The organism is Streptomyces sp. NPDC051020, assembly GCF_040683105.1.
In the GTDB taxonomy this organism is placed as follows: Bacteria; Actinomycetota; Actinomycetes; order Streptomycetales; family Streptomycetaceae; genus Streptomyces.
Window position 1 is genome coordinate 1 of sequence record NZ_JBFBCG010000122.1, and the last position, 12,211, is coordinate 12,211.

Consider the following 12,211-nt stretch of genomic DNA (forward strand, 5'->3'; position numbering starts at 1 on the left):
GAGCGCCTGCATGGCATGCAGGAGGTCAGGAGTTCAATTCTCCTTAGCTCCACAAGGAAGTAACAGGAAGCGGGTCATCCGAATCGGATGACCCGCTTCCTGTCTGTGCAAGTCAATTGCGGTCAGCAGGCCAACTACGGCCGCTGCCGAGAGCCTTCCGGTCGACGCCCGGCGGCAGCGCGGGTCCGATCCGCGGGCGGCTGTTCGATGCGGAGTGCCGGCGCCGGACACCGCCGCACGGCACGCTGTGCGCGCCCCCCGCAGATGCATCGGAACCGCGGCGTCCGCGAGCGCGGGACAGCCGTCGGGGCCCAGTCTGATCAGCTCCGGGACGATGTCCGTACAGAGCCCGTGGCCCTTGCAGAGCGTTCAGTCCACCGCCGGCCTCTCGCCGCTCGGGATGGACTCCTCCGGGTCCTGGTAGCCGGGCGCGGGCAGCGGGAGCACTCCGAGCGCCTCCCGGCCGCAGCCGCCGCCCAGGACATGGGCGGCCGGATCGTCCGTGAACGCGGACAGGGTCGACGTGAGGAAGTGGGCCGAGCCGTCCGGATGCAGGTTGCCCCGATAGGGGGCGTTACGCGGGGTAACCCAGGCTTCCCGGGCGTTCCGACGCGAGTTGCTGCGCGCCCCGGCGCCGCCTCGTCGGTGCTCCGGCCGTCCACCCTCGTCCACGGAGCGGAATCGCCCGGCTGCGCTCCGGGCCCGTGCGGTACCCTGACGCCATGCGTGCCGTACGCCTTCTGCTTAGCGAGCCGCGCTGATCAGTCCCGACCGGTGTGAATGCCTGGTTGGAATCGGCGCGGCGTCCCCTCCTGTGCGAGGGGCTTTTTCGTTTCCGTAAGCGCTGGCAGATGACGATCGATGGAGCTTTGAGGATCATGAGCGAGACGAATTCCGCAGTCGACGTGGCTGCGCCGCACCGCTACACGGCGGCGATGGCCGCCGACATCGAGGCACGCTGGCAGGACTTCTGGGACGCCCACGGCACGTACGAGGCGCCGAACCCGACGGGCGATCTGGCGGGCGACGCGGAGCTGGCCGCCAGGCCGAAGAAGTTCATCATGGACATGTTTCCGTACCCCTCGGGTGCGGGCCTGCACGTCGGTCACCCGCTGGGCTACATCGCCACCGATGTCTACGCCCGCCACCAGCGCATGACCGGGCACAACGTGCTGCACACCCTGGGCTTCGACGCCTTCGGTCTGCCGGCGGAGCAGTACGCCGTACAGACCGGTACGCATCCGCGCGCCTCCACCGAGGCCAACATGGTCAACATGAAGTCCCAGCTGCGCCGGCTGGGCCTGGGCCACGACAAGCGCCGCTCGTTCGCGACGATCGAGGCGGAGTACTACAAGTGGACCCAGTGGATCTTCCTGCAGATCTTCAACTCCTGGTACGACACGGAGGCGGACCGGGCCCGGCCGATCGCCGACCTGGTCGCGCAGTTCGAGAACGGTGAGCGCCCGACCCCGGACGGCCGCGACTGGAGCGCGCTGAGCGCCGTCGAGCGCGCCGATGTCCTGGGCGAGTACCGCCTGGCGTACGCCTCCGACGCCCCCGTCAACTGGTCGCCGGGGCTGGGCACCGTACTGGCCAATGAAGAGGTGACGGCGGACGGCCGTTCCGAGCGCGGAAACTTCCCCGTCTTCAAGGCCAAGCTGCGCCAGTGGAACATGCGCATCACCGCCTACGCCGACCGGCTGCTGAACGACCTGGACGGGTTGGACTGGCCCGAGGCGATCAAGCTGCAGCAGCGCAACTGGATCGGGCGTTCCGAAGGCGCGCGCGTCGACTTCCCCGTCGACGGCGCCGGTGACATCACTGTCTTCACCACCCGCCAGGACACCCTGTTCGGTGCCACGTACATGGTGCTGGCGCCCGAGCACGAGCTGGTGGAGCGGATCATTCCGGCCGCCTGGCCCGAGGGCACCCACCCGGTGTGGACCGGCGGACACGCATCCCCGGCCGAGGCTGTCACCGCGTACCGCAAGCTGGCCGCCGCCAAGTCCGACGTGGAGCGCCAGGCCGAGGCCAAGGACAAGACCGGTGTCTTCACCGGTGCGTACGCGACCAACCCGGTCAGCGGCGAGAAGGTGCCCGTCTTCATTGCTGACTACGTCCTGATGGGCTACGGCACCGGCGCGATCATGGCCGTGCCGGCGCACGACGCGCGCGACTTCGCGTTCGCGCGCGCCTTCGAGCTGCCGATGCGCTGCGTTGTCGAGCCGTCGGACGACCGCGGTACGGACACCTCCACGTGGGACGACGCGTTCGCCTCGTACGACGCGAAGCTGGTCAACTCCGCCCACGGCGAGATCTCGCTGGACGGCCTGGGTGTCGTCGACGCCAAGGCGAAGATCACCGAGTGGCTGAAGGCGAAGGGCCTGGGCGAGGGGACCGTCAACTTCCGCCTGCGCGACTGGCTGTTCAGCCGTCAGCGCTACTGGGGCGAGCCCTTCCCGATCGTCTACGACGAGGACGGCATCGCCCACCCGCTGCCCGAGTCGATGCTGCCGCTGGAGCTGCCGGAGGTCGACGACTACTCGCCGCGCACCTTCGACCCGGAGGACGCCGACACCCAGCCCGAAACTCCGCTGTCCCGGAACGCCGACTGGGTCAACGTCACGCTGGACCTGGGCGACGGCAAGGGCCCGAAGAAGTACCGCCGCGAGACCAACACCATGCCCAACTGGGCCGGTTCCTGCTGGTACGAGCTGCGCTACCTGGACCCGAACAACGACCGGAAGCTGGTCGACCCGGCGATCGAGCAGTACTGGATGGGGCCGCGCGAGGGCCAGCCGACCGGTGGTGTCGACCTGTACGTGGGCGGCGCCGAGCACGCCGTACTGCACCTGCTGTACGCCCGCTTCTGGTCCAAGGTCCTGCACGACCTGGGGCACATCTCGTCGGCGGAGCCGTTCCACAAGCTGTACAACCAGGGCATGATCCAGGCCTTCGTCTACCGGGACAGCCGCGGTATCGCGGTCCCGGCGGCCGAGGTCGAGGAGCGCGACGGGACGTTCTACCACCAGGGCGAGAAGGTCAGCCGTGTCCTGGGGAAGATGGGGAAGTCCCTGAAGAACGCCGTCACGCCCGACGAGATCTGCGCCGAGTACGGGGCGGACACGCTGCGTCTGTACGAGATGGCGATGGGCCCGCTGGACGTGTCGCGTCCGTGGGACACGCGCGCCGTGGTCGGCCAGTACCGGCTGCTGCAGCGGCTGTGGCGCAATATCGTCGACGAGGAGACCGGTGAGGCCACCGTCGTGGACACCGAGCCCGGCGAGGACACGCTGCGCGCGCTGCACAAGGCCATCGACGGCGTCGGCCAGGACATGGCCGGGATGCGCTTCAACACCGCCATCGCCAAGGTCACCGAGCTGAACAACCACCTGACCAAGGTGGGCGGCCCGCTGTCGCGGTCCGTCGCGGAGCGGCTGGTGTTGCTGGTCGCACCGCTGGCGCCGCACATCGCCGAGGAGCTGTGGCGCCGGCTGGGCCACACCGAGTCGGTCGTGCACCAGGACTTCCCGGTCGCCGACCCGGCATACGTCGTGGACGAGACCGTGACCTGCGTGGTGCAGGTCAAGGGCAAGGTCAAGGCGCGGCTGGAGATCTCCCCGTCGATCTCGGACGAGGATCTGGAGGCGCTGGCCCTGGCCGACCCGGCGGTGGTCGCGGCCCTCGACGGGGCCGGGATCCGCAAGGTGATCGTGCGGGCGCCGAAGCTGGTCAACATCGTCCCCGCGTGACGGTCCGGGTCCAAGTCTGACCGCCGGTTGTCGTACGGCGGTGTGAGGGCTTTCCCCTACGGGCAGGTTGGGGGTTCCGTCGGAACCCCCAACCTGCCTGTTCCGTTTACGGTTGAGGGGCCGGTACTCGGCAGCCGAACCGACATCAAGGGGCGTCATGGAAGCCGTGATCCTGATCCTGGGGCTGCTCTTTGTCGCGCTCATGGCCCTGGGCGTCTATGTGGGCGTCAAGGTCATCGGCGCGGCGAAGCGCGGCGTCGACCGCACGATCACGCAGTCGCGCCGCACCGTCGAGGACACCGCGCTGCGGGCGAAGAGCTATGGCCAGCCGGGCGTGGCCGGCGAGCTGGCGCAGCTCCGGCTCGCGCTGCGTACGTCGATGCGGGCCACGCAGGAGGCGCTGCAGACAGGGGTGGCCGAGGATGCCTCGCTGTCGGAGTCGCTGGGGCTGTTCCAGCGGCTGAGCGTCCACGGGCGGGAGCTCGACGAGGAGCTGAAGAGGCTGGAGCGGGAGCCCGACCGGGCGACGGTCGCCTCGCTGCTGCCCGGGCTGAAGCAGCGCACGCAGCGGATCACGCACTCTGCGGAGTCGCTGCGGTGGGCCGCGCGCGACCGGGCACGGCAGTTCGCCGACGACGACCTGGCGGCGCTGAACACGCAGATCGACGTGGAGGCGGGGGCGCTGCGGCACTGGACGGTGGAGGAGCCTGTGGATCCTTCGGCGGGGGCGGACGCCCGTGCCGAAGGGCGGGCCGGCGCCGGTGCGGGGGCACGCCCGGGTGGGGACGGACGGGCGTGGAGTGCGCCGGTCGGCGAGGAGGGGCCGGAGGCGCTCACGGCTCGGGATCCTCGGGAGCAGACGGGCTACCCGTGGCAGAAGACCGCGCGGCCCGAGACGACGAACTGAGGCGGCGGGGCGGACCCGACCGGGGGACTTCGGTCGCGCGCAGGGGCGGCTGCGGGCGGTTCCGGGCACGGCACGCACGCGTGTGGCCGTCGGGTCCGGGTGTGCACAGGCATGTGGCCGTCGGGTCAGGCTCGAACCGACGTGACTGGTGGTGGCAGGATGCGCCCTGAAGCGACCGGATGTGATCACTCGCTCGGGGGCGGACTGCCGAGCCACCGCCCCGGCAGGTAACCTCCCGCTCATGTCCCGCCATGTCGCGATCGTCACCGATTCCACGGCCCACCTGCCGCCCCAGACGATGGAGCGGCATGGCATCACCGCGGTGCCCCTGACCGTCGTCCTCGGCGATCAGGCGCTGGAGGAGGGCACTGAGATCTCGGCCCGCTCCCTCGCGCTGGCGCTCCAGAAGCGCCGGCCCGTGACGACATCCCGGCCCAGCCCCGAGGTCTTCGCCGCGGCGTACCGGGCTGCGGCCGAGGCGGGCGCAACCGGAATCGTCTCGCTGCACCTCTCGGCCGAACTCTCGGGTACGTACGATGCCGCGCTGCTCGCCGCGAAGGACGCTCCGGTGCCGGTGCGGGTCGTGGACACCGGGATGGTGGCCATGGCCCTGGGATTCTGCGCCCTGGCGGCGGCGGAGACGGCGGAGGGGGGCGGCAGCCTGGACGAGGCGGTCGCGGCCGCCGAGAAGCGGGCCGCGGGCACCTCCGCGTACTTCTACGTCGACACGCTGGACTATCTCCGCCGCGGTGGACGCATCGGCGCGGCCCAGGCCCTGCTGGGGTCGGCGCTCGCGGTGAAGCCGCTGCTGCAGCTGGACGGCGGCCGCATCGAGCTGCTGGAGAAGGTACGGACGGCCTCGAAGGCGATCGCACGGCTGGAGGAGATCGTGGTCGAGCGGGCGGGCACGGGCCAGGTGGACATCGCCGTGCACCACTTGGCAGCGCCCGAGCGCGCCGAGCGACTGGCCGAGAGGCTGCGCGTGCGAGTCCCGGGACTGGCCGAACTGCATGTCAGCGAAGTGGGTGCCGTGATCGGTGCGCACACCGGCCCGGGTCTGCTGGGAGCAGTGGTTTCGCCGCGCTGATCTCACTCCCGGGAGTGAGCGAGATATCCACAACGGGTCGGTTGTCCACCGGATACGGGCCTGTTCAGCGGGTTCGCGCAGATGTGCCTAGCGTCGTGAGGCATGGCTCCCCGATCACATCGTGCAAGCAGCGGAAGTGGACCCGGCCGCGCTGCGGCCTCGGACGTGCGGGACCGACGCAGGCCCGGTGCGGGCCAAGGCGTTGATCCCGGGCCCGGTCCTGGACCCGGGCGGCGACGACCTTCGCGCGGGCGCGCTGCCGTGGTCGCTGCCGCTTCGCGGCGGCGTGCGGACGCGCTCATGGCGGGGGCGTACGGAGGACGTGCGGACCGGTCGGTGACGGGGTCGGCCCCAACCCCGGACACGGCCCCCGCGCCGGCCCCGGCAGTTCCTCGTCCGGGGACTGCCGCGCCGTCCGACGAGCCGGCGCGGGTGGTCGACCCGGCTCCGGCTGCGCCGGGGCGGTGGGAGCGGATGGTGCCCGCGGTGCGGGAGCGGCTCCCGATGTGGTTGCGACTCAGGTGCGGTCTGGAGCCGAGAACCCTTGCCGCGCTCACCGTCGTACTGGTCGCTGCCGCAGCCTTCGCGGCGGTCCATTTCTGGTCCGTACGGCCCCAGGCCGTACGCGCGCCCGACCCGGTCAACGAGCGTGCGCACGCCCCGACATCGGACCCGATGACGGATCCCGTCCATACCCCCGAACCGGCCGCCGGACCACCGGCCACCCCGGGACCGGACGGGCGGATCGTCGTCGACGTCAGCGGCAAGGTGCGACGGCCGGGCATCTACCCCTTGCCGTCCGGAGCGCGGGTGGCCGATGCGCTACGGGCGGCGGGCGGGGTCCGGCGGGGCGTGGACATCACCGGACTCAACCGGGCACGGGTGCTGCTGGACGGGGAACAGGTCGTGGTCGGCGCGCCACCCGGCGCACTCGTCTCTGGTGCCCCGGGCGGCGTCGGCACGGGCGGCGCTGGTGGCCCGGCGGCCGGGCCGGTCAGCCTCAACAGCGCAACCGTGGAACAGCTGGACACCCTGCCCGGCGTCGGTCCGGTCCTTGCCCAGCACATCCTCGACTACCGCACGCAGCACGGCGGCTTCCGTTCCGTCGACGAACTCCGTGAGGTCAACGGGATCGGCGACCGCCGGTTCGCCGATCTCCAACCGTTGGTACGGCCATGACCCACCCACACGAACCACCGGACGTCCATACGGCGTCGGGCCGACGGCTCGGCGCCTCCGACCCGCGACAGGAGGCCCCGGTCGATCTGCGACTGGTCCCGCCGGCCCTCGCGGCCTGGGCCGCCGCGGCGCTCGCCGTGGGTGCGCCGTGGCGCTGGACGGCCGCAGGGACGGCGCTCTGCCTCGTCGCCGCCCTGGTGCTCCTCGGCCTCTCACGGGCCTCAACGACCCGCGCAGCGCGCGCTCGGCCGGCTGACCACCGGGAGTGCGAGGACGGTGAGGGCAGCACTGGACGCAACCGACACAGGCTCCATGCCACCGCGGCGGCCGCGGTGCTGCTCTGCGCGGCGGCTGGAGCGACGGCGGGGGGCCTGCACGGCGCGGACGCACGACAGGGGCCCGTTCCCGGTCTGGCCGACCGTTTCGAGAGGGTCGAGGCGGAGGTGACGGTCACGTCCGACGCACGCCGGACCCGCGCCCGGGTCCAAGGCGACCACAGCACCCCGGCCGCTCTCCTCCTGGACGCCGAGATCACCGGGCTCACGGCACCCGACGGCGCCACCACCCGTCTCCGCACCCCGGTGCTGCTGATCGTGTCGCCCTCCGGTTCGACGGCGCGATGGGAGCGGCTGCTGCCGTCCACCAGGCTGCACGTGAGCGGCCGACTCGCGCCACCGCTGAACAGCGGACAACGCAACGCCGCGGTCCTGCGACCGGACGGCAAGGGGCCGCCTCGTGTCACCGGGCCGCCGACTCCTCTCCAGCGCACGGCGGGCGAACTGCGCGCGGGCCTGCGACGGGCGACGGACGGGCTGGATCCCGATGCGCGGGCGCTGCTCCCGGGGCTGGTCGTCGGCGACACCTCCAGGGTCACCCCCGAACTCCACGAGGCCTTCCAAGCAGCCGACCTCACGCACCTGATGGCGGTCTCCGGTGCCAACCTGGCGATTCTGCTCGTGCTGCTCATCGGACCGCCCGGCGCCGCGCTCCGGATCGAACGCCGTGGTCTGGCAGCCCGGTTGGGCATCCCGCTGCGGATGACCGCGCTGCTCGGCGGCGGACTCACGCTCGCTTTCGTCCTGGTGTGCCGACCGGAGCCGAGCGTGCTGCGCGCCGCGGTCTGCGGACTGATCACACTGCTCGCGATCGGTACGGGTCGCCGCCGCTCGCTGATTCCCGCACTCGCCGCTGCCGTTCTGCTGCTCGTGCTGTACGACCCGTGGCTGACGCGCAGTTATGGCTTCGTCCTTTCCGTGCTGGCGACAGGCGCCCTGCTCACGGTCGCCCCGCGATGGAGTGCCGCGCTGCAACGGAGGCGGGTGCCGCCCCGGCTCGCGGAGGCGCTGGGTGCGGCCGCCGCGGCGCAGGCGATGTGCGCGCCCGTCGTCGTGGTGCTCGCCTCGCGGGTCAGTCTGGTGGCGATTCCGTGCAACCTGCTGGCCGAGTTCGCGGTGGCGCCCGCCACCGTCCTCGGGTTCGCCGCGCTTGCCGCGGCACCGGTGGCCATGCCCGTGGCCGAGCTGCTCGCCCGGATCGCGGGCTGGCCGGCCGGGTGGATCGCCTCCGTGGCCCGCACCGGGGCGGCTCTTCCCGGGGCGGAGCTCGACTGGCCCGACGGCTGGCGGGGAGCGCTCCTGCTGACCGCCCTCACGGCTCTGGCGGTGCTCTCCGCCCGTCGTATCGCGCGCCACCCATGGGTCTGTTCGGCTGCCGCGCTGCTGCTGGTCCTCGCGGTGCTGCGCCCGGTGCCGCTCACCCGGGTACTGACGGGCTGGCCGCCGCCGGGCTGGGCCTTCGTGATGTGCGATGTGGGTCAGGGCGACGCCATGGTGCTTGCGGCGGGGGACGGCGAGGGCGTGGTGATCGACACCGGGCCCGATCCACGACTGGCCGACCGCTGCCTGCGTGACCTGGGCATCACTCGGGTACCGCTCCTGCTGCTCACACACTTTCATGCCGATCATGTCCGGGGGCTGCCCGGCGTGTTGCGGGGCAGAGCGGTCGGCGCGATCCAGACGACGAGTCTGGACGAACCACCGGACCAGGCGGCGTTCGTCCGCAGAACGGCAGCTGCGGCGCGGGTCCCCCTGGTACGGGCGACAGTGGGAGAGCGCCGCCGCATCGGCGCGCTCGACTGGCGGGTCCTGTGGCCGGCGGGAGGCGCGACGGCAGGTCCCTTACCGGAAGAGCCCAATGACGCCAGCGTCGCGCTGTTCGTCCGGACCGGCGGACTGAGCCTGTTGCTCCTCGGTGACCTCGAACCCGCTTCCCAGCAAAGGCTGTTGCGCCAGTACCCGGCGCTTCCGCGAGTGGACGTTCTCAAGGTCGCCCATCACGGATCCGCCCACCAGGACCCGGCGTTGCTGCGCAGTGCGCGTCCCCGGCTCGCCCTGGTGAGTGTGGGCAGGGACAACCCGTACGGGCACCCGGCGGCCCGGACCGTCGAGGCGCTGAGGGCGGGTGGAGCAGTAGTGCTGCGCACGGACCTGGACGGCGCGATCGCGGTGACGGGTGCCGGGTCGCGGCTGCGGGCGGTCGGGCGCTCATGACCACCGTCCGGCCGACCGTGCCCGTGCAACCGCGTCGTGGCCGACCGCGCCCCGTTCGGCCGTACCCGCGACGGCGTCGCGGCAAGCGCCGCGAGCGTTGTGCCGGTCGGTCTAAGCGGAACGTTCAATTCGGACCTTCGGTAACACCTCCACTCAAGCCCTTTCCAGTCCCTCCGTTTGCCTCGAACGCCCCAAGAGTGATCGAATGCATGCTCGTCGGCGGGCCGCTGCTCCGACAACGACGTCCAGCCGTACGGCCCAAGGTGAATCTCCCCCGGGGGTACGTGAAGATGTTCGGCCGTTGGCTGGGAAGAAAAGACGCAACGGGTGCGGCGCAGGGCAACCCGCTCGCGGGACTCGCGGTGCCGCGCACCGCGGGAGTCCTGAGCTGCCGCGTCCTCGATCCGGTCAACGAGGCTGTTCAGCAGGCTGAGTTCGTCGTCACGGACAGCGCGGGCCGCAAGGTTGTCGGCGGTGAGACGGACCCCTTCGGGAACGTCCTGGCCGCCGTACCGGCAGGTGACTACCGGCTGGCTGTCACGGCCGAGGGCTTCACCCCGTTCCACGGTTCGGTCACGGTCTCCGAGAGCGGCCACTCGGGGCTCGGGGACGTCATGCTCCAGGTGGCCGCGCCCCCGCAGCTGCCCGACCCCGGTGAGTGGGAGATCGAGCCGAACCACTCACAGATCGGCTTCACGGCCCGGCACATCGGGCTGGCCCGTATCCATGGCCGATTCAACACATTCGCAGGTGCGATACGGATCGCCGACCGCATGGAGGACTCCGCCATGCACGTGATCATCGATGCCTCGTCGATCGATACCAACGTGCAGATGCGCGACGACCATCTGCGGTCCAGCGACTTCTTCGACGTCGGGCGGTATCCGACGATGGAGTTCTACAGCGACCGTTTCGTTCACCGGGGCGGCAGCCGCTGGGGCGTGAGCGGCGCGCTCACTCTGCACGGCGTCAGCCGTACCGTGATGCTGGACACGCAGTACCTCGGCGTCGGCAACGGTGTGGAAGGGGAGACCAGGGCCGCCTGCCGGGCCACCACCGAGCTGCACCGTGAGGACTTCACCCTCACCTGGCAGACCATGCTGGCCCGCGGTATCGCTGCCGTCGGCTCCAGCATCGCCATCGACATGGACATCCAGATCGTCCCCAAGGGCTGAGAGGCTGTCGGGGCGCCGCGACTGGGTGGTGTCCGGCGGATCAGGGTGAACAACTGTTGGCTTTCGAGGCCGCTCGAGTGTGCGTAACTAAGTTTGGGTGAGTGCGTTGTTCAGGGTGTGAATCTGACGGAGTGGGCGAGGGTGCAGGGTGTGCATCCGCAGACGGCGTATCGCTGGTTCCGTGAGGGCACGTTACCGGTGCCGGCGCAGCGGGTCGGGCCGCGGACGATTCTGGTGAATGTGGAGGCCGTTGCGGCGCCCGGGACGGTCGGCGGTGTCGGGTTGTATGCCCGTGTCTCCTCGCGCGACCAGGCGGGTGATCTCCAGCGTCAGGTGGCTCGGCTGTCGCGGTGGGCCGCGCAGTCGGGTCACCGGGTGGTGCGGGTGGAGTCCGAGATCGGGTCGGGTATGAATGGCTCCCGCGTCCGGGCCCGGCGTTTGCTGGCCGACCCGGACGTGACCACCGTGGTGGTCGAACACCGTGACCGGCTTGGCCGAATGAACACCGAGCTTGTCGAAGCGGCACTCCGCGGACCGGCGTCTGGTCGTGCTGGATGACGGGGAGCTCGAAGACGACGTGGTGCGGGACATGGCGGAGGCGCTGACCTCGTTCTGTGCCCGCCTGTACGGGCGCCGTTCGGCGAAGAACCGGGCGAGGAAAGCCCTGGAAGCTGCCGAGCATGGCTGAGTCGAAGCACCAGCTGCGCACGATCGCCCCGCCGTTCGTCGCCGTCGGGCCCACGGGTGTGGCCATACGTGACCGGCTGGGGCACCTCACATCGCAGGACGAGAGAGTCCTGCGCGCGGTCGGCGAGCACCAGGGCCGTCTGGCTTCCCGTGATCTCAAGACCCGCTGTGCGGATGGTCTGGAGCACAGCGCGGACACCTGGGCGTCGCGTAAGCGGGAGCTGACCGGGGTGTCGTCGTCGCGGATCGCGGGTGCGATCACCAAGGCCACGCATGATCAGTGGGCGCTGGCGCGCCGTTGCCAGGCGGCGCACATCCGGAAGCTGGATGCCGGGATCAACATGCTGCGGCACCGCCTGTCCCTCCCGGTCGGGGCGCCCGGAACGAAGCGGGCCGCGGGCGGCTACCGGTCGAAGAACGAGTGGTTCCGCAAGTCCCGCCGTCTCGCGACGCTGGAAGACCGGCGCGCCACTGCTGTTGCCGAGTGGCAGGCAGGGCGGGTGCGGGTGGTTCGGGGCGGCAAGCGTCTCCTCAACACCCGCCACCACCTCGCCCAGGCCCAGCTCACCGAAGGCCGGTGGCGGGAGCGGTGGGAGGCGGGACGCTGGTTCATCGCTGCGGACGGTGAGTCGGGGAAGCGGTTCGGGAACGAGACGATCCGTGTCACCCCGGACGGCGAGGTCAGCATCAGGCTGCCTGCTCCGCTCGCGCACCTGGCCAACGCCGGGCACGGCCGGTACGTCCTCACCTCCACCGTGGCGTTCGCGCACCGGGGTGCGCAGTGGGCCGACCGCATCACCGCGAACCGGGCCGTCGCCTACCGCATCCACCTGAACGTGGAGCGCGGCCGCTGGTACCTCACCGCATCCTGGCAA

General features: G+C 71.1%; 6 protein-coding genes and 3 pseudogenes. 8 read left to right on the forward strand and 1 reads right to left on the reverse strand.

From position 1 onward, the window contains the following. Positions 1-112: 112 nt before the first annotated feature. Positions 113-552, reverse strand: a pseudogene (locus tag AB0N06_RS35415) (ferredoxin); the annotation flags it as partial. Positions 553-878: 326 nt separating this feature from the next. Between AB0N06_RS35415 and leuS the strand changes: the two are divergent. The 8 genes and pseudogenes from leuS to AB0N06_RS35455 all read left to right on the forward strand — a co-directional run. Then, the gene (gene leuS, locus AB0N06_RS35420; protein ID WP_366138803.1) at positions 879-3,752 is read left to right on the forward strand and encodes a leucine--tRNA ligase; all 2,874 of its coding nucleotides are present in this window, start codon (positions 879-881) and stop codon (positions 3,750-3,752) included. Between the two features lie 157 nt (positions 3,753-3,909). Then, complete coding sequence (locus AB0N06_RS35425) at positions 3,910-4,659, forward strand: hypothetical protein (protein ID WP_366138804.1); 750 nt, start codon at positions 3,910-3,912, stop codon at positions 4,657-4,659. Positions 4,660-4,900: 241 nt separating this feature from the next. Continuing rightward, entirely contained in the window at positions 4,901-5,746 is an 846-nt protein-coding gene (locus tag AB0N06_RS35430) for a DegV family protein (RefSeq protein WP_366138805.1), read from the forward strand. Positions 5,747-6,250: 504 nt separating this feature from the next. Next, the gene (locus AB0N06_RS35435) at positions 6,251-6,925 is read left to right on the forward strand and encodes a ComEA family DNA-binding protein (protein WP_366138806.1); all 675 of its coding nucleotides are present in this window, start codon (positions 6,251-6,253) and stop codon (positions 6,923-6,925) included. Beyond that, on the forward strand, positions 6,922-9,474 hold the full coding sequence (locus tag AB0N06_RS35440) for a ComEC/Rec2 family competence protein (protein WP_366138807.1): 2,553 nt from the start codon (positions 6,922-6,924) through the stop codon (positions 9,472-9,474). Before AB0N06_RS35435 ends, AB0N06_RS35440 begins: the two co-directional genes overlap by 4 nt. 290 nt (positions 9,475-9,764) lie before the next feature. After that, on the forward strand, positions 9,765-10,649 hold the full coding sequence (locus AB0N06_RS35445) for a YceI family protein (RefSeq protein ID WP_366138808.1): 885 nt from the start codon (positions 9,765-9,767) through the stop codon (positions 10,647-10,649). 117 nt (positions 10,650-10,766) lie between these two features. Beyond that, positions 10,767-11,337 (forward strand): annotated as a pseudogene (locus AB0N06_RS35450) (IS607 family transposase). Next, a pseudogene (locus AB0N06_RS35455) lies at positions 11,330-12,211 on the forward strand (IS200/IS605 family accessory protein TnpB-related protein); the annotation flags it as partial. The pseudogenes AB0N06_RS35450 and AB0N06_RS35455, both read left to right, overlap by 8 nt.